A 26607-nucleotide genomic window follows, 5' to 3' on the forward strand; every position below is an offset into this window, starting at 1 on the left:
ATCCGTTCGAGTTGGGTGCGCAGCACGGTGCTGCCGCCGATCTCGCGGTGCAGTGCCTCCTCGCCCACGACCAGCCAGAGCCGCGTTGTCTCGTTCTTCAGCAGTGACTCCGCCCTCTTGGCGCGTTCCTCCGCCATGCGATCGACGTCGGCCGGAGCGACTATGACGGCACTGTTCAGTATCGCCTGGGCGTAGTCGAAGGTCTGCACGGTTCCGGGGAACGAGTCCGGGAAGAAGAGCTTGATCTCGGTCGCCGCGGCGATCAGGTTGACGTACTTGGTCGCCCACTCCGGTACCCGTGCCGGTGGCAGTTTGCGTCTGGCCTCGGCGGCGAGTTTGCGGAGCACCTCCGCGCGTTGGTCGTCGACGCCGAAGACGTCGATCGCCTTGGTCAGTTCCCTGTCGGTGAGACTCTTGTCGCCCTGCTCGACCTTCGAGAGTTTGCCCGCGTACCAACCGAGCTCTCTGGTCGCCTCGGATGTGGACAGTCCCTTGTGTTCACGGGCTTCCCGTAGTTCGGCGCCCAGCAGGATCCGCTGAACCACCGGCCCTGGATCTTCCTCGGTCACGGCAGCAGTCTGTCGCATCTCTCTTCTCACTCCCACTGTCCCTCGTACGGAGTAATTCCAAAATTCTGGGTTTTTCCGTCGGAATTTCCGCTGTAACTTGTTTGGCAGTGGCATATGTGGTTGGCATCACACTATCCGATGGCGATGGGAGGAGATCATGGCGGTAGTGAGCACCGGGGGTTTCGAGTCCCGAGCGGAGGAAACGGCGGGACACTCCGGCAAAGACGGGCCGGATCAGCGGTTCGAGCATCCGTTGGAGGCGTTGGTGCCTGACCCGGCGGGTTTGGAGCCGTTGGGGGACGAGTCGCGTTTCGTGGAGCTGGTGCGTGAGCTCGTCAGTGAGAACGCTCCTCGGGTGTTCGCGGTGGTGCAGGAGTACGGGCAGCGGGTGGATGCCCGTATCGCCGCGTGGGGGATCGCGTTCGAGGGGCGTGCCGAGGTCGTGGCCGTGGAGGAGAACCTCCGGATGAGGGTGTCGAGTCCGGAGGTGGCCGTGCGGTTGTTCCACCTCGGCACTCGTGTCCGTGCCCGGCTGGTGTGGTCGGAACCGGGGGTTTGAGGCTCTCGACGCTTCCGCGTCGGAACCGAGCAGGTCCGTGGAAAGGAAGAGGCCGGGGGCGCCGTCCCGACGTGGACGGTGCCCCGGCGCCCCCTATCACTCGGGAGTGGGAGGAGGCTCACAAACCTTTCCGGTCGCTTTCCCGACCGAACCGGTCGGTAACTCCGGTAGCGTCGGTGGCGTGACACGACCCTTCCGGGAGCAGGTGGACGAGCAGATCCTCGACCGCGCCGCCGAACTGTTCGCCCAGCACGGATTCGCCCAGACCTCGCTGAAGGCGCTGGCTGAGGCGGTCGGCCTGTCCAAGGCGGGGCTGCTGCACCACTATCCGAGCAAGGAGGCCATCCACGGGGCCGCGCTGGAGATGGGCAGCGTCCATGCCCGGCGCGTGCGCGACGACGTCGCCGCGATGCCGCCCGGTCCGAGTCGGGACCTGCGGGTGCTGGAACTGCTGACCGACGTGGCCCTGGACCGGCCCGGACTGGTGGCGTTGGCGTTCCGTCCGATCACGGCGCCGAGTGAGCACCCGGCGATGCTCGACGACGAGGAGATGCTTCTCCACGAGATGTTCGTGCTCGATCCGGACGACCACGACTCGGAACGTCTCGTGCGGATCATCGGAGCGCTGAGCGCGTTGGCCGTGCTCACCCTGACCGCCAACCGCGAAGGCGACAAGACCACGTGGCGCCCCAGGATCATCGCCACCTGTTTCGACGCACTCGGCCACTCCCGTGCCGACGTGTCCCCGTCCGGTTCCCGACAGCTGGAGGACTGACTGCTACATGGCACGCCTGTTATACCGACTGGGACTCGGTGCCCAGCGGCACCGGTTGCTCGTCGTGGTGATCTGGTTGCTGGCGCTCGCGGGTGGTGGCGTGGGCGCGGCCACACTGTCCGGGCCCACCTCGGACAGCTTCTCCATCCCCGGCCAGGAGTCCACCATCGCCCAGGACAAACTCCAGGAGGAGTTCGACACCGGCGGTGGAGCCACGGCCCGGGTGGTGATGCGCGCCCCGGACGGGCAGCAGCTGACCGCCCCCGCCAACGCCGCCGAGGTGAAGAGCCTCGTCGCCGAGCTGTCCGAGCAGCCCGGCGTGGTCTCGGCCAGCGACCCGCTGAACCCGAACGCCCCGACGGTCAGCCCCGACCAGACCACCGCCTACAGCACGGTCACCTACGAGGGCGGCATCGGTGAGGTCACCGAGCAGCAGCGCGAGGCGATCCTGAACACCGTCGAACAGGCCGACGAGGGCCCGTTCACCGTCGAGGTCAGCGGCCAGGCCGTCACCGAGACCCCCTCCGTCGGAGGCCCGGGGGAGGCGATCGGGGTCATCGCCGCGCTGGTGGTGCTGAGCCTGACCTACGGCTCGCTGGTCGCCGCGGGAATGAACCTGGTCACCGCCGGTGTCGGGGTGGGCATCGGCACGCTGGGCATCAGCATCGCCACCGGTTTCCTGGAGTTGCAGTCCACCACCTCGATCCTGGCCACGATGCTGGGGCTGGCGGTCGGCATCGACTACGCCCTGTTCATCATCAACCGGCACCGCCAGCAACTACGCCAGGGCACCGACGTCGAGACCTCCGTGGCCACCGCCGTGGGTACGGCGGGCTCGGCGGTGGTGACGGCCGGGATCACCGTGTTCATCGCGCTGGTCGGGCTGTCGGTGGTCGGCATTCCCTTCCTCACCCAGATGGGTCTCGCGGCGGCTGCGACCATCGTGGTGGCCGTGCTCGTGGCCATCACCCTGGTGCCCGCCGTGCTCAGCTACCTGGGACGGCTGGTGCTGCCGCGCAGGCAGCGCACCGCCCCCGCCGAAGCCGGCACCTCCTCCGAGCGCGGCGTCTACGCGGGCTGGGTCGGCGCGGTCACCCGCGGCCGGATTCCGGCGCTGCTGATCTCGCTGGTCGCGCTCGGCGTGGTGGCCGTACCGGCCGCGTCCATGAACACCACCCTGGTGCAGACCCCCTCCGAGGGCACCACGCAGGCGCGGGCGCAGCAGATGCTGGCCGACAGCTTCGGTGAGGGCGTCAACGGCCCGCTGGTGGCCTACTTCGAGGGGGACGGCGCCCCGCAGACCGCGCAGCGGGCCAGTGCGGCGATCGCCCAGCTCGACGACGTCGCCACCGTCACCCCGCCCACGCCCAACGCGACGGGCGACGCGGCGATGGTCACCGTCATGCCGGAGTCCGGTCCGGCCAGCACGGAGACCGAGCAGCTGGTCGGCGACCTGCGCGAGCAGCTGGCCGACATCGGCGGGGCCGAGAGCTACGTGACCGGCACCACCGCGGTCAGCGTCGACGTCGCCCACTCGCTGGACCAGGCCCTGCCGATCTACCTCGTGCTGGTCGTGGGGCTGGCGCTGATCCTGCTGGTGCTGGTGTTCCGCTCGATCCTGGTGCCGCTGGTCGGCGTGCTCGGCTTCCTGCTGACGCTGGGGGCCGCGCTCGGCGCGACCGTGGCGGTGTTCCAGTGGGGCTGGCTGAGCGAGTTGGTCAACCTCGACGACACCGGCCCGCTGATCAGCCTCACCCCGATCCTGATGATCGGCATCCTGTTCGGCCTGGCGATGGACTACCAGATCTTCCTGGTCTCGCGGATGCACGAGGCCTACCACAAGGGCCACGCGCCTCGCGCGGCGATCGTGACCGGATTCCGGCAGGCGGCACCGGTCGTGGTCGCGGCGGCGCTGATCATGTTCTCGGTGTTCGCCGGGTTCGTCCCGGCGGGCAACGCGACCATCAAGTCCATCGCCTTCGCGCTGGCGGTCGGCATCCTGGTGGACGCCTTCGTGGTCCGCATGGTCCTCATGCCGGCGGCGCTGGCACTGCTCGGCAGGGCCGCCTGGTGGCTGCCCGGCTGGCTGCGGTGGTTGCCCGCCCTCGACGTGGAGGGCACCGCGATCACCGAGGGCGAGGAGGACGACGGCGAGAGCGGCTCCGGCCAGCGGCAGCACGCCGGGGTCGGCTCGTGACCCACTGAGCGGTGCGTGAACGGGGTGGCCCGGTGCCGGAGGGGGCTTCGGCACCGGGCCATCGTGTGTCCGGAGGAGACGGAAGCGAACCTCACCGCACCCGCGCGAGCGTCCGCGTGGCCGATTTTGCCCATAACCGACGCGGGCCATCGTGAGTATTTCCGCTCTGTCCGGTTCGCTCCGCGTTCTGGTCGGGTGGCGGGCATGAACGATCACGATGTCGACGACGACTCCGAGAGACCGAGACCGGCTCCACCGAATCCGGTGGTGACCGCCGCGTTACTGGGGGCCAATCTCGTGATGCTCGTCCGCGCGCTGCACCTGCTCTGGCAACGGGACACGGTGTCCGAGACGTTGGCGATGTCGCAGCCCGGCTTCGGCGAGTTGGTCGTGCGCGGACTCCTCCACGGTTTCCTCGCCGTGGTGGCGGTGGGGTACCTGTGGTTCACCGTCCGGGTACTGCGGCTGAGCGGGATCGGTCGGCCGGTGCCGAGTGCGCTGGTGAGTCTCGGTGCGTCCACGGTGCTCGTGTTCTCGGGCAGGGCACTGCTGCGCTCCCTGGTGGACTCGAACGCGGGCTGGTTGACGGAACTGCTGCTGCTTCCCCCGCTGGCCGCGTTCGGACACGCCCTGGTGGTGGGCCTCGTGCTCCGTGGCAACGGTTCCTCGGACACACCCCGCCCGAGTTCCGGGACGGCGGTCTTCGGTGCCGGGGTACTGGGGGGCAACCTCGTGCTGGTCACCTGGTCGGTGTGGATGTACTACTGGCTCGCCTGGCTCGGAATCGGCATGTCCGCAGCCCAGGAACCCGCGAGTCTCATCGTGGCCTTCCACTGTGTGCTCGCCGCGCTCCTGGTGGTGCAGGTGTGGTTTCTGATCCGCATGATTCGACTGCTCCGTCCCGTCGGTTTCGGTGCGGTGCTGTTGACGGGACTTGCCGTCGCGTTCGTGCTGGCCGTGCTCGCCGGTGTGGCGCTGTGGGTGCTGTGGGGACTGTGGCAGGTGCTTCTCGGATACGAGGCCCTGGTTCCGCTGCTCGCGCTGCTGGCGGCGGTGAGCTTCGGCGGGATGGCCCGCCTGGCGCACCGGAGAGAAACGGCGGCGGAAGCGCCCGCCTGACACCGCGGTTCGCCCCGACGGCAGGGGTGGGAGCTCGGCACGGGACCGGCTCCCACTCTTTCCCTGTTCAACAGTCATACACGCGAAGATCACGTTCCTGCTCGTGCAAGGACACGAAAGGACCTCATCCTGGCACGTCGAACGCACGACCCCAGGAGGAGTTTTCGCGTGAGTGAGCATCGTGCCTCTCGGATGACCTCGACCGTGCTGGCCACGGCCCTCGGCGCGTTCTGCGCCGCCGTACCCGCCCAGGCGGACGAGGATCCGCGTGCCGCGTTACCCGCCGTGACCCCCGAGGCGGAGACCCCCGCCGTCTTCGACGACGAGCGGGGCGGCAACGCCGACGCGGACGACCCCGCCATCTGGCGCGACCCGGCCGATCCCGAGCGGAGCCTGGTCGTGGCCACCGCCAAGGAGGGCGGGCTGCGGGTCTACGACCTCCAAGCACGTCCGGTCCAGTCGATCCCCGCACCCCCACCGCCGGGGCCGGGCGACGCACCCGGGCGTTTCAACAACGTCGACATCGTCGAGGACGTGCGGCTCGGCCGGGAGCCGGCGAACCTCGCCGTGGTCAGCGACCGCGGCCGGGACCGGCTCCGGATCTACCGCGTCGACCCCCACGCTCCGGAGGGCCCGCTCGTCGACGTCACGGCCGCCGGAGTACCCGCGATCTTCACGGACAGCCAGCGGGAGATCAACGAGGAGATGACCGCCTACGGGCTGACCACCTGGACCGACCGGCGCACCGACCGGTCCTACGCCCTGGTCAGTCGCAGCGGGCGCACCCGGGTCACGTTGCTCGAACTGACGGGCCCCCCCGAGGGCACGGTCGACTACCGCCAGGTCCGTAGCCTGTGGCTGCCGTCGACCTTCCGCCTGCCGGATGGGTCCTTCTGGAGCCCGTGCACCGACCCGGGGGAGTCGCCGCAGGTCGAGGGCATGGTCGTCGACCCGGCGAACGGGATGCTGTACGCGGCGCAGGAGACAGTCGGGGTGTGGCGCCTGCGCGCCGACCTCACCGGCAGGCCGAAGCTGGTCGACAGGGTGCGTGAGTTCGGAGTCCCGGGCACCTACGACGCGGAGACCGACGAGTGTGTGCTGGGTCAGGACCCCGGATTCGGTGGGAAGCACCTGGCCGCCGACGTCGAGGGACTGACGCTGCTGACCGAGTCCGACGGCGACGGCTACGTGGTGGCCTCCAGTCAGGGGGACAGCACCTTCGTGCTCTACGACCGCGAACTGGAGGACCACAACGAACACGAGGGAGAATTCCGGGTCACCGCGGCCTCCCGCACCCTGGACGGCACGCGGGAGACCGACGGGGTGGCGGTGCTCAACGCCGCGCTCGGTGAGTCCTATCCGGACGGTTTGCTGGTGGTCCAGGACGGCGACGAGACGCCGTCCGAGCCCGCACGGGAGGCCACCAACCTCAAGTTCGTGGACCTCGGCGAGCTCACCGACGAGCTCGACGACTGAGCCTCGCGGGCGGGGTCGTGCTCGGCCACGGCCCCGCCGTTCCGTCCGACGTGGTCGGAGTGGCTACAGCTTCCCCACCGCCGCGCGGATCTCCTCGGGAACCGGGACGGTGTTCCGGCTGACGCGGTCCACGTAGACGTGCACGAACCTGCCCAGCGAGGCGGGCTGTTCGTCGCCGTTGCCGAACACGGCCAGCCCGTAGGTGACGCTGGAGTTGCCCAGCCTGCGCAGTCCGATCCCGACCTCGATCCCGTCGGGAAAACTGAGCTCGGCCAGGTAGCGGCAGCCGGTCTCGGCCACCACGCCGATCGCGGGCAGTTCGCGGATGTCGGTGCCGGTGGCGTGCATCAGCCACCCGTTCACGGCGGTGTCGAACCAGGCGTAGTGCACCACGTTGTTCACGTGGCCGTAGGCGTCGTTGTCGGACCACCGGGTGGTGATCGGCCACAGTACGGTGAACTCGGAACGCCGCGGTGGTGGGTCGGGAAACTCGGACACGGCGGGAAGCCTAAGGGATCCGCGGCTCGCGGGGAACGGTTCTCAGGTGGCGGTACCCGACCCGGCCCGGGCGGACTCTTCGTCGGTGGGGCCGGAAGGCCCCCGTGTCAGGGCTCGTTCGTAAGACCGGTAGGATGTGGCACGTCCGTTCGGGACGCGAGCGGCGCGATTAGCTCAGCGGGAGAGCGCTACCTTGACACGGTAGAGGTCGCTGGTTCGATCCCAGCATCGCGCACCGGATCTTTTCGTGGGACAGCGGCCCAGTACTGCATGTGTTCGGTCAACTCACGCATCGCCGCCGGCGATGCGGTCTTGGTGACCTGCCGAATGCGGGACAATACCGCTGCTCCAGTTGCGGGACGGACCTCATCGGAGTGGCCCGGTTTGTGGGTTGGGGACCACTACGGATTGTGCCGCCAGTTGTCGAGTGCTGCCAGTGGGTGCCGCGTCATCTCCGGATGGCAGGGCGTAACCCCACGTCGTTGGTGCGAACGTGATGCTCAAATCCTCTGAGCGGACTCCTCTTCCGAAGAATCCACTCGTGCGTGGTGCCTCCGACCGAGGAAGGACTCAGTGCCAACACGGCAACGATTCCCAGTAGCAAGGCGATGGCGAAGAACGCACGTCCGTAACTCGAAGTGAATCCCTCCGCCGTGGACGGATGGTTCCCGGCCACGACGACGAGCGCGGCGAGGCCGAGAGCGCTCCCAACCTGCTTGGTGGTGTTCATACTGACCGCATACGAGGACATGCTCACGCAGGCGATGATCGCCTTCAGGGTGACCAGCGCCGAGGGAGACAAGGGCGAGCTCGACTGCCGCATCCTGTTCCGACGAGACGTCGGTCCGTACGCCATGGCTTCGTTGAAGGGGTTCATCTCGGAGGACGGCCATCCCGTCGGTGGGCTGCTGTCGGAGATCCAGCAGCGGTGCCCCGTCGACAGTTATGGTGTCGATTTCGGGGTGGTCGACGGGTTCAAGAAGATCTGGGCGTTCTTTCCCGCCGGTGACTTCCAGTCGCTGTCGAGACTGTGGCCATGCCGTCGATGCCCCGCAGTCTGGCCGACAACGTCGATTTCTTCTCCCGCTACGGCCTGGATGAGAGGGTGGGGCTGGTCGGAATCGACTACTACGGCAGAACGGTGAACGTGTACTTCGGCAAACTGCCCGATGAGTGCCTCGAGCCGGAGGCCGTGCGGTCGATGCACCGAGAGATCGGGCTCCCCGAGCCGAGTGACCAGATGTTGAAGCTCTGCGAGCAGTCCTTTGGGCTCTACTTCACCCTGAGTTGGGAATCCCCGAGGATAGAGCGGATCTCCTTCAGCGCGATAACGCCGGATCCGCTCTCGTTCCCCATGCGGCTCGGGTCGAGGATCGAGCGATTCGTGAAGAACGCACCGCACACGTACTCCGGTGATCGGGTACAGATCTTGGCCATCAAGTCGTCCCCCGACGGGGAGTACCTCAATTTCGGATCGTACTACCAGATCTCTCCTGTGGTGCGGAGCCTGCTGGCGATGTCCTCGGGGGAATGGACGTGATAAAATTTCTCCGGAATTGGGATGCGTGATGTGTAGAGGATCGTGCGGTAGTAGGTGGGTGTTCCAGTAGAGGAGCGATGTCCCGTGCCGGAGAGGCACGTGACCACAGTTGCTGCCGCGTCCGAGGCTCCTGGCGGTCGTCCCGGTGTGTTTCCCGGAGCCCTCGGTCCTCCTGTCACCCGTGCTCACGGCATCGAGCATCAGGTACGCGAGAGCGTCCATTATGTCCACTTGGTTACAGAAATGTATCAGGTGGTTGATGTTGGAATCATTCATATGGGGACTATGGTCATGAACTATCAGGCGACGAAGAAGTCCCGGACCGGAGCAATCGAGAGGTCGAGGAGCCCCCTGCTCACGGGGCGGGTCGGGACAGTCGTGGAATCACCGGCCCACCGAGTTGCAGCAGGATCGGAGAGTGGTATCCATCACTCAGTCGTGCTGTGACGCCTCCCGCGTCGATGACAACTCGTGGTCGCCTACGATTTCGAGGAGAGAGACCTTATGAATCTGGCTCTGTGGATCGTTACCGGACTGCTGGCCGTCGTGATGCTGGTCGGCGGCACTACGAAGCTGTTCGTCCCGAAGGAGAAGCTGGCCTCAACCGCCCACGGTGGCTGGACCGACGACTTCAGCGTTGGTTTCGTCAAGAGTCTCGGAGCTCTGGAGCTTCTGGCGGCGATCGGAATCATCGTTCCTGCCGTAGTCGGCATCGCGCCGATCATGGTACCGGTGACTGCGGTTTGCTGGGTTCTTCTGATGATCGGCGCGATGATCACGCATCTTCGTCGTCACGAGAAAACACCCGTCGTCGCGAACCTGATCTATCTGGCCATGGCCGCCTTCATCGCGTGGGGGCGCTTCGGTCCCGAGTCCTTCACCGTTTGATCGACTGCTCCCGGACCTTGAAGGGGGACCGGTCTGCGGGGCAGTGGGAGAGCGGGTGTGCGCATCGGGGAGAGTGGAGGAGTTCGCTCTCGTGCCGCATCACGTTGCCCCGTTTCTCGGACGGGACGGTGTCCGATACGAGGTGGTCGGAATTCTTCCGTCCGCGCATGCCACCGTCGCCAACGGATTTCCCGAACCCGTGTGCCGGGGCGAACAACCGGTGCCACGGTTGTGACCGCGGCTTACATGACTGGTCCTCAGCCCCACTTCGGGGACGAATGTCGCGAAACCAGTTCGCTGCGGTCCTGCTGGGCGGATCGCTCCGCGAACTGGACGTACCTAGCGTGACACTACACGGTACGGTCTCCCGCACCGTGCTCAACAACGTGTTGATCGTGTGGTGAACGTGGCCGCGGTATTCGTCCTCCCCTTACCGGTGCGGTGTTCGCGCTCGTAACAGGAATCGTGCGATTCGTCCCGGGAGGAAATTCATCGCCTCCCCTGGACGGGAGGTGAGTACGAGGAAACTCGTCTCCGTCGCCGTCGAATTACGCTACTCCGAGCGTTATTTCGCGGAGGGGATTCCTTCCGTCCTCGGTGGCCGGGGTTGTGGCCGCGTCGTTCTCGACGTAGCATGTGTCGTGCGAATGGCGACACCTTCATTGTAATCGCCGTGCTTCGACTTTTTCGTCGGTGTTGTCGCCCGCTGATGTTCTCGCGGCCGAATCGTGTGGTCACTCCTGGTCACATTCCTTCCGAAAGCTCTCAGTACGCTGCGGGGTGGTGGCGAGTGGAACAGTGGCTCCGCTGTCGTATTGGCAGAAGTGCGGTCTTCAGGAGGACCGAAACGCACTTGACAATGGATCGTGGATCCGACGTCTCCCCGACGCTCATCGAAGTCGAATCCGCGGCCACGGGCAGCAGGTTCGCTTGTCGGGAGGTGTCACGGACGTCAGCTCGTCCTTCGTGTGGTCGGGCTGAGCGGGAGCGCACGGCAGGCGCTGTCCACAGCGGATCTGTCTGGCGAGCGACGTTACAGCTTCCCCTTCTCCTGAGTCCGACCTGAGCGAAATTACCGCGAGGTATATTACGAACCAGAGCCAGTGTACCAGAAAGTAAATTCCAGTCATGCCAATTTTATGCAGACCATCGGTGAATGTTCCTGAGTACGTCATCACTATGGAGGAGACGCTGGATCTTGCCGAGAGAGCACATGCCGGAAAGCCGCAGCTCTCCTTGGCGCGCCGCTTGATCCAGAACACGGGAGTCCAAAAGAGACATGTGGTGCGTCCCATCGAGGAAACGCTTCGGCACCCCGGGTTCGAGGAACGCAACAGCGTCTACGAGGTAGAGTCGAAGAAGCGCACACCCGAAGTGATCGAACAGGCTCTGGCAAACGCCAACCTGGCGACACATGATATCGATGCGATCATATACGTGTCGTGCACCGGATTTCTGATGCCGTCGCTGACCGCATGGTTGATCAACACCATGGGGTTTCGCACCGACACCCGGCAGATCCCCATCGCGCAGTTGGGTTGCGCGGCGGGCGGTGCGGCGATCAATCGTGCGTACGACTTCTGCGCGGCTCACCCCGAAAGCAATGTCTTGATCGTTTCGTGTGAGTTGTGCTCGTTGTGCTATCAGCCCGATGACGACGACGTCGGATCCCTGCTGTCCGATGGGTTGTTCGGTGACGCGGTGGCGGCGGCAGTGGTACGTGGAAGTGGCGGTATGGGTGTGGAGCTGGAGCGCAACGCTTCGTATCTCATTCCGGACACCGAGGACTGGATTTCCTATGCCGTGCGCGACACCGGATTTCACTTCCGGTTGGACCGTCGGGTTCCCGGCACGATGGAACCGCTCGCCCCGGTGCTGAACGAGTTCGCTGCTGGACATGGTTGGGACGTTCGCAAGCTCGACTTCTACGTCATTCACGCCGGTGGCCCGCGGATTTTGGACGATCTTGGTGAGTTTCTGGGTGTTGATCGGAAGATGTTTCGTCACAGCTGGGCGACTCTCGTTGATTTCGGGAATGTCGCGAGTGCTGTGGTGCTCGATGCGTTGCGGAGGTTGTTCGAGGAGGATGCGCCGTCTGTGGGGGCGTCGGGGATGATCGCTGGTTTTGGTCCTGGCATTACCGCTGAGATGGCGGTGGGGCGTTGGTCCGTTGGTGGGGCGCAGGGGTCGCTCTGAGTTCGGCGGGGCTTGTTCGGACGCTGCTCCCGGCGAGACGAGAAGCACGGGTAATCGCCGTTCCTGTGGGGCAGGAGCGGAAGTTGGTCACCAGGACGCGGGAAATCACGCCCAAGGACATCGCGGCCGACGGAGCCGCGGGGCGCACCTGAGGCGATCGGGGTGGTGATCCGTCACCGGGATCACCACACCAGCGGCTGAAATCAGTACCGATGAAATCGGTAGATTGTTCAACGAAGAAAGGGTAAATTTCGATGACGGCTTCCGAGAGTTCTTCCGCCTCGTCGTTTTCGCTGCAGCGCAGATCACTGCTCGCCGGTACGGCGACCGCGGTGTTACTCCCGCTGGGAAACATCAGTACCGCTACCGCCAGTCAGGCCACCCGATCGGAATCGAAGTCGAGCTGCGGTTTCGACCTCGACACCGACAACTTCATCCAGTACCTGTCTGACAACACAGATACTTCCGCAGTCTCGGACTTCATCGCCCCCATGGATGTGACCATCCTGATCCGCTACACCTGCATGGCGCACAACGCGTGGTTCGACGCGTTGGCGCCTTACCACCCGACGGCGGTCGGCGTGTACTCAAAGCTCGAACGTCGCCCTCGCAGCGAAGCTCGCACCAACAGGAACAAGAACATCGCCGCGCTGTACGCCTGGCGTCATGTCATGAAAAGCGTGGTGCCGGCAGGGATGCCGACCTTCCGCTCGCTGATGAACTCGTTCGGCCTGGACCCTGACGACAACTCGGAGGACCCGACCACTCCGGTCGGCATCGGGAACCTGGCCGGTAAGGCCGTAGTCGCGGCTCGCGTGCGGGACGGTATGAACCAGCTCGGCAACGAGGGCGCCCGGTACAACGGAAAGTCCTACGAGGATTACACCGGTTACCGGCCCGAGAACAGCGCCTACGAACTGCGCAACCCCTCGCGTTGGCAACCGGAACTGCTGGAGCACGGCCGTCGTCTCGGCCAGGGGGACGGCGACAAGGGCATGTTCATGATCCAGGTCTTCACCACCCCGCAGATGCGGCTGACCACGCCCTACACCTTCGAAGACCCGAGCAAGTTCCCCCTCTCTCCGCCTGCTCACAGCGATCACACAGACCGAGCCAACTACAAGCGCTCGGTGGACGAGGTCCTGGAAGTCTCAGCCGGTCTCACTGACGAGCAGAAGGTTAAGTCGGAGTTCTTCGACAACAAGTTCCTCGGCGTCGGCATGTCGACTCTCGTCGCTGCCGAGAACCACGAACTGGACCTGGATGGCTGGGTCCAGCTGCTCATGATGACCGGTGTGGCGATGCTGGACGGCCTGATCGCCTGTTGGCACTACAAGAACAAGTACGACTCGGTGCGCCCGTTTAGCGCGGTCCAACACTTGTACGGCACCACCGAGTTGACGGCGTGGGGCGGTCCCGGCGTGGGGGCCGTCAACGACATCCCCGCCAACGAGTGGACCAGCTATCTGAACGTGGGAAATCACCCCGAATACCCGTCCGCCTCCACGACGGTAATCTCCGCCGAGGCGCAGGCGGCACGCCGCTACCTCAACTCCGACTCATTGAACTGGAGCTACACTTACCCCGCCGGATCGTCGTTGGTGGAGCCGGGAATCACCCCTGCCAGGGATCTCGAGATGCGCTGGGCGACCTGGACCGACTTCGTTCAGGACGGCAGCACCAGTCGCCTGTGGGGCGGGGTGCACTTCTCGAAGTCGGCCGATGACTCCATCGATTTCGGCACGCAGTTCGGTGACCTGGCCTACGAGTACGTGCGGCGTTACATCGACGGCAGCGTCCGGTAGGTCTTCATCGTCCTGCCCCACGTGGTGAATTCGTTCGTCGGAATATGCCGTGTGGCTCTCGCCGCGAGCGCCCGACATCGAACGGTGGCCGACCGATCCCGGGGCTGGCGGGAGAAAGCGGTGGTCCGCGGCTCTCGTCGCACTGCTGGTCCAAGGGAGTTTTCCGAGCCGCACAATCATGAGTGCGAGCCCCGCGACACGAACCATCGGACGTCTCGCGGGGCTCGTGCATTCACAGCGCCATGTCTCGCTCCCACCGGGCGGGGCGCGTTTCGGTTCACCGGGCGCCGAGAGCTCAGGGATGGATCCGTGCTCCTCTGGCCACCTTGTCCACGGCATTGCGCGGTCCGTGCACGTCCAGTCCCACCAGATCGAGTTCTTCCCACGGAACCGCCCAGACGGCGGCGTGGTTGTCCCCCTCGTTTCCGGCGCCGAACAACTCCGATGTGAACACCGAGACGGCCATACCTCGCTCGACGGCACGGGAGTGCGCGCGGGTCACGACTCCTCTCCGTTCCCTGTTCTCGCACACCGGCTGTTCACGTGGGGCAACGGGCGTGTCCTCGAAGTGCGAACGCGTCCGAAACAGCCCCGAAGGAACCCCAGCGCGGCCGGGGAGTTCCCACTCCCCGGCCGCCGGTCTCGACGACGTGGTGTCGAGACCTTTCCCCCAGGGGCGGGTCTGCTCGCGACCACCCACGGCCCCGTGGATCTCTCCGGAACGAGTGCGGTTCGTCGCGAGGCCCGGCGATCCCCGTGGTGTCGTGTTCGGCTGTCACCTCGGATTCTGGGTGTCGGCGGCCCCTGCGGACAACTGTGACCGCCGGGGATATCCCCGGCGGGGGTATCCCTGTCAGGAACACCGACCACGGTGGGTGTTCGTTCCGGCGGGTGGATGCGGGTCCGGACTTCGTGGAGTTCGGAGGGGGTGCCCCTGTCCGACAGCGCGGTGCTCGGTCTCCACCGAGAACACCGCCGGTAGTCAACCTGTCACCGTGCACGGGGCGTTTCGACATAGAATCGTGACGTGCTCATCGAACCGCCGAGTTTCGGCAGCTACCTACGCCACCTGCGGTCCGGTGCTCCGCCGGCCGCGTTCGCACCCGACCCGGCCTATCGGACACCGCGTCCGGCGATGAACCGGGCGGAGCTGGCGACGGCGGCACGCACCAGCGTGGGCTATGTCCAGAAACTGGAACAGGGACACGCGGACAACCCCTCACCCGCCGTGGTGGACCGGCTGGCCGACGCGCTCGGAAGCACCTCGGTGGAACGACAGCACCTCCACGACCTGGCCAGCCCCCAGCGGAACGAGCACGGGGAGCAGGTCTCCCGCCAGGAGGTGACCCCGGTGCAGCGGGAAGCCGCCGACGGGCTGCACCCGAGTCTGGCCGCCTACGTCGACGAAGCCTGGAACGTGCTGTACTCCAACGCCGAGTACCGGCGGATGTTTCGGCGTATCACCGAGGTCGGCAACGTGCTGACCTGGTTCTTCTACGTTCCGGAGTCCAAGGCCGTCATGGTCGAGTGGGAGCACGAGGCGCGGCTGACGGTAGCCTGGCTGCGTGCTCTCATGGCGCGTCGGCCCGGCAACCCCCTGTTCGCCGAGATCCTGGAGACGCTCTCGCGCTCGGCGGAGTTCGTGCGGATGTGGGAGTCGCAGGAGGTGATCCTGGGCCGTCACAAGCCGCACTTCCTGGTTCACGACCTCGACCGCGGACGGGAGGTCGAGTTGCTGGCACAGGTCTATCCGACCCCGGACCCGAGCCAGCACATGCAGCTCTACCTGGGAATCCCGGCCAGGTAGGGCCTCACCGGTGCTCCAGTGAGTCCAAGAAGGACGCCAGCTGCGCGGTGGTCTCCTCCGGGTGCGTCAGGGTCGGCGCGTGGGCGGCGCCCTCCACCTCGTGCAGCGAGCTCGTGCGTGGGATGGCCGTGTGCAGGAACTCCATACGATCCCGGGGCACGGACACGTCCTTCGAACCGCGCAGCAGCAGCGTGGGACAGGCGATCTCGCCGAGACGGTGGGTGATGTCGTCGCGTTCGAGCAGGCACCGCGCGGGAAGACCGAGGGGAAGCGGCCGGGTTTTCCAGATCCGCCTCCAGTGCTCGGCCTGCGGGTGCTCTCCGATGATCTGGTGGGAGAGCGGAACGAGAAGTTCGTCCACGGCACCCCGTTCGCTCAGTTCGCCGAACATGGTGGTGTAGCTCCGGCGGTCCTCCTCGGAGAGCGCGTGCGCCTCGGTGGCCAGCAGCAGGAGACCGGTGACCCGGTGCGGGGCGAGCAGCGCCGTGCGCAGCGCGGTGAACCCGCCCTGGGACAGCCCTCCGACGACCGCGTTCCGGATGCCCAGCCGGTCCATCAGTCCGAGCACGTCGCGCGCGGTGTCCCAGTAGGTGAACGGTGCGTCACCGGTGGTGCTGTTGCCGTGCCCGCGCGCGTCCCAGGTCACCACCCGGTATCCGCGGGAGGAGAGGGCCTCGGCCTGGGCGGCGAACATGGTGTGGTCCAGGAAGAAGCCGTGTCCCAACAGCACGGCGGGACGGTGCTCGCCGCCGGTGTCGGCGAAGTACATCTCGTGCCCGTTGACAGAGGACAGTGGCATTCGTGTTCCTTCCCCACGGTGCGTCCGTTCCGGTCAGTGTCCCGGACCGACCCGATTTTGCGATACTACTCAGTTTCACCGGTGGTTCGGCAGACCCCCGGATCCCGGCGGTGAGCACGCGCGATCGGTCCGTGACCAGAGGCCCCACGACGGGTGGGGTGGCTTATCGTCGTGGTCGTGACGACACACATGCAGCCTGTCTCCGACCTGTTCGACCCGGACGTGTGGCAGTCCGTGGCGGGTTTCGACTTCACCGACATCACCTACCACCGTTGCGTCGAGGACGGCCCCGGCCGGGGGACCGTACGCATCGCGTTCAACCGCCCCGAGTCACGCAACGCCTTCCGCCCGCACACCGTCGACGAGCTCTACCGCGCGCTGGACCACGCCCGCATGACCAGTGACGTCGGCTGCGTCCTGCTCACCGGCAACGGCCCGTCCCCCAAGGACGGGGGGTGGGCCTTCTGTTCCGGCGGCGACCAGCGCATCCGAGGCCGCTCCGGCTACCAGTACGCCGAGGGCGAGACCGCCGAGACCGTCGATCCCGCCCAGGCGGGACGACTGCACATCCTCGAAGTGCAGCGCATGATCCGGTTCATGCCCAAGGTCGTCATCGCGGTGGTCCCCGGCTGGGCCGCCGGCGGCGGGCACAGCCTGCACGTGGTGTGTGACCTCACACTCGCCAGCGCGGAGCACGCGCGGTTCAAGCAGACCGACGCCGATGTCGGCAGCTTCGACGCGGGATACGGTTCGGCCTACCTGGCCAGGCAGATCGGGCAGAAGTTCGCCCGCGAGATCTTCTTCCTCGGCCGCCCCTACGGTGCCGAGGACGCCCACCGCATGGGCATGGTCAACGCCGTCGTGCCCCACGGCGAGCTGGAGAGCACGGCGTTGCAGTGGTCGCGGGAGATCAACGGCAAGTCCCCGACCGCCCAACGTATGCTCAAGTACGCCTTCAACGCCGTCGACGACGGGCTGGTCGGCCAGCAGCTCTTCGCGGGGGAGACGACCCGCCTGGCGTACATGACCGACGAGGCGGTCGAGGGCCGCGACGCGTTCCTGCAGAAGCGGACCCCGGACTGGTCGGCTTTCCCCTGGTACTACTGAAGCCGGATCGTTCCGGAGCTCCGGAGCAGTATGGACGGCGGCGCCGGGGCGGGTACCGGCGCCGCCGTGGCCGCTCCTCGCCGCCCGGCCGTGCTGGCTTCGACGCGCTAGCCTGCCGGACGGGACGCGGGAGTCGTCGTGGGGAGCGGTGATGCGGCTGGTCACGGTCGGGCACGGCACGAGCGTCCGGGCCGGTTTCCTCATGCTACTGGGCACGGCCGGGGTCTCCCTGGTGGTGGACGTACGCAGCGCCCCGGGCAGCAGACACAATCCCGACTTCACGCGTTCGGAGCTCCGGAACTGGCTGCCCGAGTCCGGCGTGGACTACCGCTGGGACAAGCGACTCGGGGGTTTCCGCAAGTCACCGGCGGACTCGCCCGACACGGCCTGCCGCCACGAGGGATTCCGCGCCTACGCCGCGCACATGCGCACCGAGGAGTTCCGTACGGCCGTCGAGGAACTGCTGACCCGGGCCGCCGAGCAGGAGGTGGCGGTGATGTGTGCCGAGAGCGTGTGGTGGCGGTGTCACCGTCGGATGATCGCCGACTACGCGAGTCTGGTGCGTGGCGTGGAGGTCGTGCACCTGATGCACGACGGCGCGCTGCGGGCTCACGCGCCGATGGAGGGTGTGCGGGTGCGGGAGGACGGTCTGTTGGTCTACGACGGCCGCACCCCCACACCGTGACCGTGCCGGGAACGGAGTCCGCTCCCGGCACGGCAGCGGCGGTGACCGGCTCAGGCCCGCCAGGCGTAGCGGGTCTCGAAGGCGTGGAAGGCCACCTCCTGCCGCCACTGCACCCTGGCCTTGGGGCTGGAACGCAGCAGCTTCGCGCAGGACAGCACCGGCGCGCCCCGGCCGGGTGTGGTCACGTCGCACTCCGGTTTCATCCGGTGGGAGTCCGTGTCGGCCCACAGGCTCTCACCGGGCAGGAACGCGTGTTCCAGTGAGGCACGCGCGCTGTCCTTGAGTTGCGAGTAGCTCAGCCCGAAGTCGGTGGCGGCCCGCCGGTACTCGGCGGTGATGCTGCTGCGCGACACCCCCGGGTCGTCGGTGGCCAGAGCGACCGGCACGTCGTGCTCCAGGTAGGTCGGCAGCGGGTGCTCCTCGGGGCCGCAGGCCCGCAGGATCTGGCAGTTGCTGGTCAGCGGGGCCTCGACCGGGATGTCGTTCTCGGCCATGTGGTCGGCCAGCTCCCGCCAGTCGTCCTCGTGACGCAGGTCGATGCCGTGGCCGATCCGGTCGGCTCCGGCGATCCGCACGGCCTGGTCGATGTGGTAGGTCAGCTCCTCGGGCTTGACCAGTCCCGGAACCAGCTCACCGGCGTGCAGCGTGACCGACACCTCGGGGTACTGCTCGCTCAGGTACTCGATCATCCGCATGTGCAGCGTGTAGTCCCGCAGCGAGATCTCGTGGTCCTCGGGCTGGACCATGTTGACACCCACGAAGCGGGGGTCGCTCTGGGCGAGTTCGAAGCCGAGCAGCAGCTGGGTGAAAACGCTGGCCGGGCTCTTCGCCCGCGCGACCTGGTAGTTCAGCCGGATCTCCACGTCGCATCCCGGGCGGGCCCGCGGGGTTTCGCAGTGCAGCAGGTCCCGGTAGCGGGCGAAGTCCCGGTCGGTCTCCGCGCGGGCGGCTCGTTCGATCTCGTCCAGTCCCTCGCGGAGCAGCACCGTCCGCAGCCGCCGGAAGTCCCGTTCGGAGTGCGGGTCGAAGCCGACACGCTCGACCAGTTCCCCGCGGGCCTCGGACTGCCTGGACAGCAGTGTTTCCAGGTAGAACTGGTTCTGCTCGGCGAGATCTCCGGCGACCTCGGCGAGCATGTCGCCGTCCCGGCCCTCGTTGGCGGCCCAGAACTTGCCGAAGGTGGCGAAGAAGTGGTCGTGGCCCGACTCCGCACCTCCGGGTTCGAACCCCTCCATGGACCAGGCTTCGATCACCTGCCGACGGAACTCCGGGTCGCTCACCGCGTCCGAGGCCGGACGCTGCCCCTCGGTGCAGGGGGCGAGGGAGGACTGCATGGTTTCGGCGTCGATGCAGCGCCCGTCCTCGGCGGCGTAGCGGATCAGCGACTCGGTGGAGACCGCTCCGGACAGGTGGTTGTGCAGGTCCCCACCCTTGGGCATGGCCCGGGTGAACTCGGCGAGCTTCTCCGGCTGGGAACGGATCTCGTCCAGGTACTGGTTCACCAGGCACTCCCGGTCCCAGGGGGCACAGTCGGCGGCCCGGGCGGGGGCGGTGGACAGGACGGGGAACGAGACCGCGGTCAACAGGGCCGCCGCGGCCAGTCCCGTGACGCGCGGGATTCGGCCTCGTCGACCGGGACGCCGCGTTCGGTTCCTCGTGTGTGTGGACAGCATGTGGCTCCAGCGACGGTTTTCCTCTTCCGAGTCGATCACTCTCGTCGATCACGCTCGCCGGCGCCACAGGGGGATGATCACATCACCCGATGGGAGGCTGCTTCGGCCCGTGACGGTCGGGGACGCTCGCCGGGTCCACCTGCGGAAGAGCGGTGTGGCCGTGTCGTTATCCTCGGGCGCGTGCTGACTGTCTCGACGGTGAACGTGAACGGCCTGCGGGCGGCCGCGAAGAAGGGGTTCGTCGAGTGGCTGGCCGCCACCGACGCCGACGTGGTGTGCATGCAGGAGACCCGGGCCGAGTACGACCAGCTTCCGGAGGCGGTGCGTGCTCCCGAAGGCTGGTACACGCTGCTGGCCCCCAGCGCGGACAAGGGACGCAGCGGGGTCGCCGTGTACAGCCGTCACCAGCCGGTGGACAGTCGGATCGGGTTCGGCTCGGAGGAGTTCGACACCAGCGGCAGGTACGCCGAGATCGAACTGGATCAACTGATCGTGGGCAGCCTCTACCTGCCCAGCGGGGAGGCCGGGACTCCCAAGCAGGACGAGAAGGAACGGTTCATGGAGCGGTTCCTGCCGTACCTGCACGAGCTGCGTTCCCGCGCCGAACGGGCGGGCAAGGAGGCGCTGGTCTGCGGTGACTGGAACATCGCCCACCAGGAGATCGACCTGAAGAACTGGAGGAACAACCGGAAGGTGGCCGGGTTCCTTCCCGAGGAGCGCTCCTGGCTGAGCAGGGTGTTCGACGAGGTCGGCTATGTGGACGTGGTCCGGCGGCTGTTCCCCGAGGGGCCCGGCCCCTACTCGTGGTGGTCCTACCGGGGCAAGGCCTTCGACAACGACTCGGGCTGGCGGATCGACTACCACGTGGCCACCGGTGGACTGGCCGAACGCGCCGACAGTGCGGTGGTGGAGAAGGCTCCGAGCTACGACAAGCGCTGGAGCGACCACGCGCCGGTGACGGTTTCCTACGAGTGACTCGGCTCGTGACCGTCTTATGCGGGATCGCGGGTAGGTCCTGTCGTGATCGACCTGGCCCTCCGAAGCTGTGACCATGAGACTTCAGAAGGTCACTGAGTGCAAAGACGACAACTGTCCGGCCGTGTACGTCTCCGACCGTGGCACGGCCGTAGTCCAGGGGAACCCGGTCGAGACCGGTACAGAAGGGCTCACCCTGGGGGACGGGGAGAAAGCCGTAGAACTTCCTCCGGAAGTGGTCCTGGCCACCGTACAAGCCCTCCGGGGGGTCAAGCAGTGATCCTGTCCGATCTACGTCAACAGTTTACGGAGTGTCAGCGATCAGCCTGGCGGTTCGAGTGCCAGCCGACATACAGTATTCCGAGGGAACAAGACGACTTCGGCCGATGGCGTGCCGGACAGCCGAAACCGGACGGACACAACGCGGCTTGGCATGAGCGTGTCAGGAGCTACGTAGCGAACGGCAAGACGATCGGTCGCGTCCGCGTTGTCCGACGACCACTGACCGAGTACCAACGGTATCAACTGGATTGGGGAATCCCCGGCAACATCGAAGCAGGGGAGGACATCCGCATCCTCGACGTGACCGCTCTCGATCTTGACCTGCCGTCACACGACTTCTGGTTGTTCGATGACGAAACCGTGGTTGACCTCAACTTCAACCCGGACGGGACGCTGCTCAATCTAGACCAGTGGGAGAACCCGGATCTGACGCAGTACCGGAAGTGGCGAGACACGGCACTCGCCTACGCCGTGCCGTTCAGTGAGTTCAATGCTCGAACCTGACACCGGCAAGCGTGACCGTAAGAACCTGGCGGACACGCTGCGGCGGCTACGCAAAGCGGCCGGGCTCTCCGGGGAGAGGCTGGCCGCGCGTACTGCCATGTCCCAGTCCAAGATCAGCCGTGTTGAGTCCGGCCGTGTCTTGCCGACCGTTGCCGACGTAGAGCGGATTCTCACCGCGTTAGAAGTGTCTCCGGAAGCGAAGGAAGAAGTGCTGTCACTCACCAGGACAGCCAACATCGAATACACCTCGGTGCGTTCGTCCGCCCGTATGGGAATCTGGCGAAGGCAAGCCGAGATCAAGGCTCTTTGCGAGTCGTCTTCGACGGTCCGGCATTTCTTGCCGATCATTCCTTCAGGGCTGCTTCAAACGGCTGAGTACGCCCGAGCGACGCTAACACCGGTTATCGAGGGAAATCCTGCTAGAGACGTAGACCGTGCCGTGCAAGCGCGGTTGGAAAGCCAAGAAGCTTTGAACGATGAAACCCGGCAGTTTCACTTCCTGCTGACCGAACAAGCCGTACGGCTTAAGCGCGCCGCTGATAGTGTCATGGTTGATCAGCTCCGACACATGGTCGAAGTGTCGCGGCGACCGAACGTAGACCTGGCGATCATTCCTGGCTCCGCTCTGGTCGGAGCTAGCCCGCTGAACATCTTCGTTGTCCACGATGAACGGCTCGTGACCGTCAAATCACCTGAACGTGTTCGAGTACTTCCGAGAGCGAGCCCTCTCCGGAGCGGACGCGAGGGCTCTTCTCGACATGGTTTCCGAGGAATTTATGCCAGAAGGTGACTGAAAATCGAAACGGGGTGATCGCCCGTTCTAGGGTCGGTGTATGTCGACGTGGACCGGGAAGCGGGAGAATCCCGGAGAGCCCTTCTCGCTCGAACTGAAAGACCTTCTGAACGAGCTTCGTAGACGGAAGTGGACGCTCATCCGTTGGGGACCGGAACATGAGCCGCAGCTCATGGCGGCCATGTTCAGGTGGCAGTCCTGTGCCGATGTCCTGATCCTCCGGAGTGAAGAGCAGGCGAGCGGCTACCGAGTACCCACCTTGGACGATCGCGGGATATTCAATCCCGATCACGTCTCGTACCAGTACCACGCTTCGCCACTGTGGACGCTGCGCGCGATCCTCGGGCTTCCCGAACCGGGGCAGCCGGGTTCACCCCTGGCGCTCGAATACCCGGTCCGGGAGTGTTTCGTGCCGGAATACCTTCCTCGTCCGGTTCTCGTTCGGCCGCTGGGTGTGTAAGCCCGGAGAGACCTTCTCAAGTACTCCGAGGACGAACAGGAGCCGGTCGCGGTCTTGGATGGGGTGAGGTTCTCGGCGCGCCCGCGAAATCGAAACGCTCTGGGAGGAAAACGCGATGACAGACATGCACTTTGAAGAAATCAATCAATATCTTCTTAATTCTTCCTGTTTTCCTCCTCGTCCTGGTGTAAAACTGGAGGTTGTCAAACATGTTGAAACCAGGACGGCTTGGCTCATGAAAAAAGATGGGAAAACCTCGGCTTCCGTTGTCATCAATAACGAAATCTCGTCGCTTATGGCGAACTACGGGTGTCGTCGTGCCGTACGTGCCATCCTGCCGAGAGGGTAGACTTTGACCGTCTACGAGAAAGATCAAACAGAGCCGACAGTTATTTGCGGGGTGGCCGAGTAATGGTGTTGAATGTTTCCGTAGCGAACCGGGAGTTCAAGCAAGCGGAGTCGGGAGAGCGAACCGAAGCGCTTGTCGAGGAGCTGCTCAGTACTGATCATGGTTCCTGGGAGTCTCACATCAGCTTCACCCAAGAAGCTGTTGATCCCGACGAGGTCGACGAAGACTGGTATCCAGACCATGATGTCACCCTGGCCGTGGATCCCCGGGAAGGTTATGGCGCGATTCGGTGTGTCGACATGGCCGAAGACGGCGAACTGTGCGTTACTCCGAATCCCGACGAAGAGCCCGCTGTGGACCTACTCACTGACGGTGGGACTCCGCACTTCTTTCCACGGTCCGCCGTGTTGCCAGTGGGTGAGATCAGAAAAGCTCTCCGGGAGTTTTCCCGAACCGGGAGACGCCCCGAGTGCGTGAAATGACAGGATTTCAACGGGTTTTGGTGATTCGCTGCGGATCCCGCGAAAAGTGTTCGTCATGAGTTGTTCTTCGGGGCCGGTGTGTTCACTCGGCCGTGAACACACCGGCATCGTGCTTGTCCGAGAATCTGGATCAGATTCCGAATTCGACCTGGTACTTCCCGGTGATCTTCTCGAGTCCGCCGACGGCGCACTCCAGCGTCTCCGAGGTCGACTGGAAGGTCACCTTGCCGTCATCACCCGCGAAGCGCCCGGAGTCCACCCGGAAAGCCACGATGACGACCTTGCTCACCTGGTTGACGGTGAATCCCGTGATCGAGCTTTCACTGGTCGCCCCGTCCGACCACGTGAACGTGATGGAGCCGTCGAGCCCGGAGGAAGTTTCGCAGGACATCAGTTCCCCCGAGCCCTTGAGCTTGTCCGGTTGGGGAATCTCGACCGAGCCGCTGAACGCCCCCTGGCAGCTGATCGCGCTGCCGAACCCCTCGAAGTCCGTCTGCCGAAGTGTGAGTCCGAGCGGAGGATCGAACGTGACCTCCCCACTACCGGCGGGACCGCAGATCGTGTGCGGGATGACGGCCTCGGCGGAACCGGATCCGGTGGTCATTCCGACTGCGGGAACCATGAACAGCGCCGCGGCCGCGACAGTCGCGAGCGTTCGCGTGGCACGTCGAAAACGCATGTACTCTCCTCTCGAGAGAACCAGAAGGTCAACACGGTGGCGACAGGAATCCTTCCTCGGTGGAGTCCGGATTCCCGTCGGTCCGCTCGTCGACACTAGGAGCTGCCCATCAGCGGGACAATCAGCCATCTGAGTGTCCAGTCCCGCTCCGGAATAAGACGAGAACCGTGTGCTGCTCCGCACGACGGTCACTCGTGTGCCTCACGATAGTGTGAATTCTTCCTTGGAATATTTTCGAAGAAAGAATACGAAGGATTTTTCCGGGGGAGTTCCGAGAGCGGATCACTTCTCCCGCGGGTCGGCGATGACCCCCTCGTGCCGGTCCGGACTCCGCTCCACGACACTCCGACCGGCCGGGGACGGCGGCGTCAGTACGCGGGTCACTCCCGCCTGTTCACAACGTTCCGGTACCCGGTCACCGGTGAGCTGGCCGCGTTCCCGGCGGTGCCGTGGTACGGAAGACCTCCGGGGTGGACACTGGCCGGAGTCAGCGGGCGGGCCCCAGCCGTGTCCCGCGCACTCGCCGGGCGAGTGATTCCCCGGTTGTCCCCGAACAGGTGATAATCGGTGGGTCGGGCTCGTCCCTTCGGGGGTTCTGTCGGGAGCGCAACCCACCCTGGAACAGGGTACGTCGTCCGACACACGAGACAGTGTCACTGCTTCGGGAGGCGTTTGCATGCTGGCGCACAAGACCCCGCCGAGATGCCCGGTGTGCGGGTTGCACTTCTGCATCTGTCCGGACAAGAACGTCCGGGGACACCGTGGAGCCCGCGCGGGGAGCCGGCCCTCGGCGCACCGCTGAGGTTTCCGCTCACCGGTACGGGGAACCGTGTGCGGGGCGGCCGGATCGTGTTCGGCCGCCCCGCCTCCGGAAGTCAGCCCTCCACGGCGCGCAGCGCGTTCACCAGGCCGAATCCGTAGAACCCGGATCCGGTGCGTCCGCCCTGGCACTTCGCGTCCCGTTCACCGTCACCGTCGGTGTCGTAGTTCTTCGGGCACGGGATGCGGTCGGCCTGCGCGGACAACGCCCACCGCACCCGCTCTGCGCTCCACTCCGGGTGCGTGGCGCGGATCAGGGCGGTCACTCCCGCCGCGTGCGGCGAGGCCATCGAGGTGCCCTGCGCGTAGCCCCACTCACCGCCGGGCAGCGTGGACAGCACGGCACCGTTGCCGGAGGGGGTGTCCGCCTGTTGCCTGCTGTCGCCGCCGGGGGCGGTCACGTCGATCGAGGTGATCCCGTAGTTCGAGTAGAAGGACTTGCTCCGCTCGGGACCGACGGCCGAGACCGTCACCGCGCCGGGAAGTTCGGCGGGCAGCACCTCACACCCGGGCCCCGCCCAGCGGTCCTGGGTGGGACCACCGTTGTTGGGGCTGTTGGTGTCGTGGATCGGCTTGGACAGGTCCCAGTTGCTGTTACCCGCCGAGACCAGGTTGACCACGTCATTCTCACTGGCGTAGGAGACGGCGCGGCGCATCGCCTCGGCCACGGCTGCCTGGTCGGGGTCGTTCCGGCACCACAGGTACCAGGGGTCGACGAAGAAGGAGCTGTTGGTCACGTCCACGCCGTGTTCGGCCGCCCACAGGAAACCGCAGATGGCCGACGAGGGATAGATGAAGCCCTCGTCGTTGACGACCTTGATCGAGACCAGGTCGGCCTCGGGGGCCACGCCCGCGATCCCGACGTCGTTGCGGGCCGCGGCCACGGTTCCGGCCACGTGGGTGCCGTGGCCGCTGGTGCTGGGCCTCCAGGCCTCCTCCGAGCGGTCCGGGATCCCCTCCTCGGTGCAGCCGACCGAGCGGCTGGCGTCCACATTGGCGGCCAGGTCCGGGTGCCGCGGGTCGATACCGGAGTCCAGGATCCCGACCGTCACATCGGCTCCCCCGGAGGTCTCGTGGGCCTCGGGAGCGCCGATCATGCGCATGTCCCACTGCTGATCGGACAGCGGGTCCGTGCCCTCGCCCGAACCGTCGGTCACGGCCGCCCCGGTGGTCGTCTCCGCACCGTGTTCCACGGACGAGGAGTCCCCGTCCTCGGGGAGCTTCTCGGCGAGGTCGCGGCTGGCCCCGGCGGCCCACACACCGGGTTCGTAGCGCACCTGGGAGGCGAACTCGGGATCCGTGGATTCGGCCAGCACCACGCCGATCTCCGGCCACTGCTGGGTCACCGTTCCTCCGGACTGCCGCACCGAGGCGACCGTCCGATCCAGGTTCCCGTGGGAAGGGCCCACGACGAGGAAGTGCGCCGGGTCGCTTTCCGCGGCCACCGCCGGAGCCGTCGCGGCGACGGGGGAGAGCATGGTCAACGCGAGAGCGGCACCAACCGTCCTCAGTGGTGTGAGTCTCAGTTTCTCGGGTGACACTGAACCTCCACAAAGCGGAAGACATTACTG

At 65.9% G+C, this 26607-nt stretch carries 26 protein-coding genes, 1 tRNA gene and 1 pseudogene; 21 read left to right on the plus strand and 7 right to left on the minus strand.

Going from position 1 to position 26607, the window contains the following annotated elements; all coding sequences use genetic code 11:
• The coding region (locus tag ACTMO_RS20065) for a Scr1 family TA system antitoxin-like transcriptional regulator (RefSeq protein ID WP_169509035.1) at positions 1-569 on the minus strand (569 nt) is incomplete at its 3' end.
• 157 nt (positions 570-726) lie between these two features.
• Here ACTMO_RS20065 and ACTMO_RS0101900 point away from each other — a divergent pair.
• The 5 genes from ACTMO_RS0101900 to ACTMO_RS0101920 all read left to right on the plus strand — a co-directional run bounded on the left by ACTMO_RS0101900 (position 727) and on the right by ACTMO_RS0101920 (position 6695).
• A complete protein-coding gene (locus ACTMO_RS0101900) occupies positions 727-1128 on the plus strand; it encodes a hypothetical protein (protein WP_245556000.1) in 402 nt (133 codons plus the stop codon).
• 181 nt (positions 1129-1309) lie between these two features.
• Positions 1310-1903 (plus strand): TetR/AcrR family transcriptional regulator, encoded by a 594-nt coding sequence (locus tag ACTMO_RS0101905; protein WP_026448773.1) that lies wholly within the window; start codon positions 1310-1312, stop codon positions 1901-1903.
• Between the two features lie 7 nt (positions 1904-1910).
• The gene (locus ACTMO_RS0101910; protein ID WP_019852962.1) at positions 1911-4100 is read left to right on the plus strand and encodes an MMPL family transporter; all 2190 of its coding nucleotides are present in this window, start codon (positions 1911-1913) and stop codon (positions 4098-4100) included.
• 204 nt (positions 4101-4304) lie between these two features.
• Positions 4305-5219, plus strand: a complete 915-nt coding sequence (locus ACTMO_RS0101915; protein WP_019852963.1) for a hypothetical protein — start codon at positions 4305-4307, stop codon at positions 5217-5219.
• Positions 5220-5411: 192 nt separating this feature from the next.
• Positions 5412-6695 (plus strand): phytase, encoded by a 1284-nt coding sequence (locus ACTMO_RS0101920; RefSeq protein ID WP_019852964.1) that lies wholly within the window; start codon positions 5412-5414, stop codon positions 6693-6695.
• Between the two features lie 63 nt (positions 6696-6758).
• Here ACTMO_RS0101920 and ACTMO_RS0101925 read toward each other — a convergent pair whose 3' ends face one another.
• Complete coding sequence (locus ACTMO_RS0101925) at positions 6759-7193, minus strand: acyl-CoA thioesterase (protein ID WP_019852965.1); 435 nt, start codon at positions 7191-7193, stop codon at positions 6759-6761.
• A gap of 163 nt (positions 7194-7356) precedes the next feature.
• Here ACTMO_RS0101925 and ACTMO_RS0101930 point away from each other — a divergent pair.
• From ACTMO_RS0101930 to ACTMO_RS0101960, 6 genes and pseudogenes are all read left to right on the plus strand, one after another.
• A tRNA-Val gene (locus ACTMO_RS0101930) sits at positions 7357-7428 on the plus strand.
• Positions 7429-7957: 529 nt separating this feature from the next.
• Positions 7958-8733 (plus strand): annotated as a pseudogene (locus ACTMO_RS23600) (aromatic prenyltransferase).
• A 504-nt stretch (positions 8734-9237) separates the two neighbouring features.
• The gene (locus ACTMO_RS0101940) at positions 9238-9621 is read left to right on the plus strand and encodes a DoxX family protein (protein ID WP_019852968.1); all 384 of its coding nucleotides are present in this window, start codon (positions 9238-9240) and stop codon (positions 9619-9621) included.
• 278 nt (positions 9622-9899) lie between these two features.
• The gene (locus tag ACTMO_RS23855; RefSeq protein ID WP_019852970.1) at positions 9900-10025 is read left to right on the plus strand and encodes a hypothetical protein; all 126 of its coding nucleotides are present in this window, start codon (positions 9900-9902) and stop codon (positions 10023-10025) included.
• Between the two features lie 775 nt (positions 10026-10800).
• On the plus strand, positions 10801-11817 hold the full coding sequence (locus ACTMO_RS0101950) for a type III polyketide synthase (protein WP_019852971.1): 1017 nt from the start codon (positions 10801-10803) through the stop codon (positions 11815-11817).
• A 254-nt stretch (positions 11818-12071) separates the two neighbouring features.
• A complete protein-coding gene (locus ACTMO_RS0101960) occupies positions 12072-13622 on the plus strand; it encodes a DUF6851 domain-containing protein (RefSeq protein WP_019852972.1) in 1551 nt (516 codons plus the stop codon).
• Positions 13623-13917: 295 nt separating this feature from the next.
• Here the strand turns inward: ACTMO_RS0101960 and ACTMO_RS24220 are convergent, their stop codons facing one another.
• Positions 13918-14124: a DUF2000 family protein gene (locus ACTMO_RS24220; RefSeq protein WP_211212886.1), complete on the minus strand. Its 207-nt coding sequence runs from the start codon at positions 14122-14124 to the stop codon at positions 13918-13920.
• Between the two features lie 525 nt (positions 14125-14649).
• Between ACTMO_RS24220 and ACTMO_RS0101970 the strand changes: the two genes are divergently transcribed.
• Positions 14650-15429 carry a helix-turn-helix transcriptional regulator gene (locus tag ACTMO_RS0101970; RefSeq protein ID WP_019852974.1) on the plus strand — a complete coding sequence of 260 codons (780 nt, stop codon included), beginning with the start codon at positions 14650-14652 and terminating at the stop codon, positions 15427-15429.
• 4 nt (positions 15430-15433) lie between these two features.
• Here ACTMO_RS0101970 and ACTMO_RS0101975 read toward each other — a convergent pair whose 3' ends face one another.
• A complete protein-coding gene (locus ACTMO_RS0101975) occupies positions 15434-16228 on the minus strand; it encodes an alpha/beta fold hydrolase (protein WP_019852975.1) in 795 nt (264 codons plus the stop codon).
• A 189-nt stretch (positions 16229-16417) separates the two neighbouring features.
• On the opposite strand from ACTMO_RS0101975, the gene ACTMO_RS0101980 reads away from it, so the two are divergent.
• Positions 16418-17335, plus strand: coding sequence for a 1,4-dihydroxy-2-naphthoyl-CoA synthase (locus ACTMO_RS0101980; RefSeq protein WP_033401632.1), 918 nt, complete (start codon positions 16418-16420; stop codon positions 17333-17335).
• Positions 17336-17486: 151 nt separating this feature from the next.
• Positions 17487-18020 (plus strand): DUF488 domain-containing protein, encoded by a 534-nt coding sequence (locus tag ACTMO_RS0101985; protein ID WP_019852977.1) that lies wholly within the window; start codon positions 17487-17489, stop codon positions 18018-18020.
• Between the two features lie 50 nt (positions 18021-18070).
• Here the strand turns inward: ACTMO_RS0101985 and ACTMO_RS0101990 are convergent, their stop codons facing one another.
• Positions 18071-19693, minus strand: a complete 1623-nt coding sequence (locus ACTMO_RS0101990; RefSeq protein ID WP_019852978.1) for an adenosine deaminase family protein — start codon at positions 19691-19693, stop codon at positions 18071-18073.
• 180 nt (positions 19694-19873) lie between these two features.
• On the opposite strand from ACTMO_RS0101990, the gene ACTMO_RS0101995 reads away from it, so the two are divergent.
• The 7 genes from ACTMO_RS0101995 to ACTMO_RS22185 all read left to right on the plus strand — a co-directional run bounded on the left by ACTMO_RS0101995 (position 19874) and on the right by ACTMO_RS22185 (position 23538).
• Positions 19874-20668: an exodeoxyribonuclease III gene (locus ACTMO_RS0101995; RefSeq protein ID WP_019852979.1), complete on the plus strand. Its 795-nt coding sequence runs from the start codon at positions 19874-19876 to the stop codon at positions 20666-20668.
• 76 nt (positions 20669-20744) lie between these two features.
• On the plus strand, positions 20745-20948 hold the full coding sequence (locus ACTMO_RS0102000) for a hypothetical protein (RefSeq protein WP_033401634.1): 204 nt from the start codon (positions 20745-20747) through the stop codon (positions 20946-20948).
• Entirely contained in the window at positions 20945-21454 is a 510-nt protein-coding gene (locus ACTMO_RS0102005) for a DUF6879 family protein (protein WP_026448775.1), read from the plus strand. The genes ACTMO_RS0102000 and ACTMO_RS0102005 overlap by 4 nt, the downstream gene beginning before the upstream one ends.
• A complete protein-coding gene (locus ACTMO_RS22175; RefSeq protein WP_211212887.1) occupies positions 21441-22244 on the plus strand; it encodes a Scr1 family TA system antitoxin-like transcriptional regulator in 804 nt (267 codons plus the stop codon). The genes ACTMO_RS0102005 and ACTMO_RS22175 overlap by 14 nt, the downstream gene beginning before the upstream one ends.
• Positions 22245-22287: 43 nt before the next feature.
• A complete protein-coding gene (locus ACTMO_RS0102015) occupies positions 22288-22707 on the plus strand; it encodes a hypothetical protein (protein ID WP_019852983.1) in 420 nt (139 codons plus the stop codon).
• A 115-nt stretch (positions 22708-22822) separates the two neighbouring features.
• Positions 22823-23056: a DddA-like double-stranded DNA deaminase toxin gene (locus tag ACTMO_RS22180; protein ID WP_084792013.1), complete on the plus strand. Its 234-nt coding sequence runs from the start codon at positions 22823-22825 to the stop codon at positions 23054-23056.
• A 62-nt stretch (positions 23057-23118) separates the two neighbouring features.
• A complete protein-coding gene (locus tag ACTMO_RS22185; protein ID WP_084792014.1) occupies positions 23119-23538 on the plus strand; it encodes an Imm1 family immunity protein in 420 nt (139 codons plus the stop codon).
• Positions 23539-23668: 130 nt separating this feature from the next.
• Here ACTMO_RS22185 and ACTMO_RS0102020 read toward each other — a convergent pair whose 3' ends face one another.
• Complete coding sequence (locus ACTMO_RS0102020; RefSeq protein WP_019852984.1) at positions 23669-24217, minus strand: hypothetical protein; 549 nt, start codon at positions 24215-24217, stop codon at positions 23669-23671.
• A gap of 875 nt (positions 24218-25092) precedes the next feature.
• A complete protein-coding gene (locus tag ACTMO_RS0102025; RefSeq protein ID WP_245556003.1) occupies positions 25093-26577 on the minus strand; it encodes a S8 family peptidase in 1485 nt (494 codons plus the stop codon).
• Positions 26578-26607: the final 30 nt, after the last annotated feature.

Source organism: Actinopolyspora mortivallis DSM 44261, assembly GCF_000384035.1.
Lineage (GTDB): Bacteria > Actinomycetota > Actinomycetes > Mycobacteriales > Pseudonocardiaceae > Actinopolyspora > Actinopolyspora mortivallis.

Coding starts and splice junctions, on each gene's coding strand:
- ACTMO_RS0101900 (WP_245556000.1), top strand. CDS start 727: ATGGCGGTAGTGAGCACCGGGGGTTTCGAGTCCCGAGCGGAGGAAACG.
- ACTMO_RS22185 (WP_084792014.1), top strand. CDS start 23,119: ATGGTGTTGAATGTTTCCGTAGCGAACCGGGAGTTCAAGCAAGCGGAG.
- ACTMO_RS0101990 (WP_019852978.1), bottom strand. CDS start 19,693: ATGCTGTCCACACACACGAGGAACCGAACGCGGCGTCCCGGTCGACGA.
- ACTMO_RS0102015 (WP_019852983.1), top strand. CDS start 22,288: ATGTCGACGTGGACCGGGAAGCGGGAGAATCCCGGAGAGCCCTTCTCG.
- ACTMO_RS0101915 (WP_019852963.1), top strand. CDS start 4,305: ATGAACGATCACGATGTCGACGACGACTCCGAGAGACCGAGACCGGCT.
- ACTMO_RS0102000 (WP_033401634.1), top strand. CDS start 20,745: ATGAGACTTCAGAAGGTCACTGAGTGCAAAGACGACAACTGTCCGGCC.
- ACTMO_RS0101975 (WP_019852975.1), bottom strand. CDS start 16,228: ATGCCACTGTCCTCTGTCAACGGGCACGAGATGTACTTCGCCGACACC.
- ACTMO_RS0101940 (WP_019852968.1), top strand. CDS start 9,238: ATGAATCTGGCTCTGTGGATCGTTACCGGACTGCTGGCCGTCGTGATG.
- ACTMO_RS0101950 (WP_019852971.1), top strand. CDS start 10,801: ATGGAGGAGACGCTGGATCTTGCCGAGAGAGCACATGCCGGAAAGCCG.
- ACTMO_RS23855 (WP_019852970.1), top strand. CDS start 9,900: ATGTCGCGAAACCAGTTCGCTGCGGTCCTGCTGGGCGGATCGCTCCGC.
- ACTMO_RS0101980 (WP_033401632.1), top strand. CDS start 16,418: ATGCAGCCTGTCTCCGACCTGTTCGACCCGGACGTGTGGCAGTCCGTG.
- ACTMO_RS0102020 (WP_019852984.1), bottom strand. CDS start 24,217: ATGCGTTTTCGACGTGCCACGCGAACGCTCGCGACTGTCGCGGCCGCG.
- ACTMO_RS22175 (WP_211212887.1), top strand. CDS start 21,441: ATGCTCGAACCTGACACCGGCAAGCGTGACCGTAAGAACCTGGCGGAC.
- ACTMO_RS22180 (WP_084792013.1), top strand. CDS start 22,823: ATGACAGACATGCACTTTGAAGAAATCAATCAATATCTTCTTAATTCT.
- ACTMO_RS0101920 (WP_019852964.1), top strand. CDS start 5,412: ATGACCTCGACCGTGCTGGCCACGGCCCTCGGCGCGTTCTGCGCCGCC.
- ACTMO_RS0101960 (WP_019852972.1), top strand. CDS start 12,072: ATGACGGCTTCCGAGAGTTCTTCCGCCTCGTCGTTTTCGCTGCAGCGC.
- ACTMO_RS0101910 (WP_019852962.1), top strand. CDS start 1,911: ATGGCACGCCTGTTATACCGACTGGGACTCGGTGCCCAGCGGCACCGG.
- ACTMO_RS0101985 (WP_019852977.1), top strand. CDS start 17,487: ATGCGGCTGGTCACGGTCGGGCACGGCACGAGCGTCCGGGCCGGTTTC.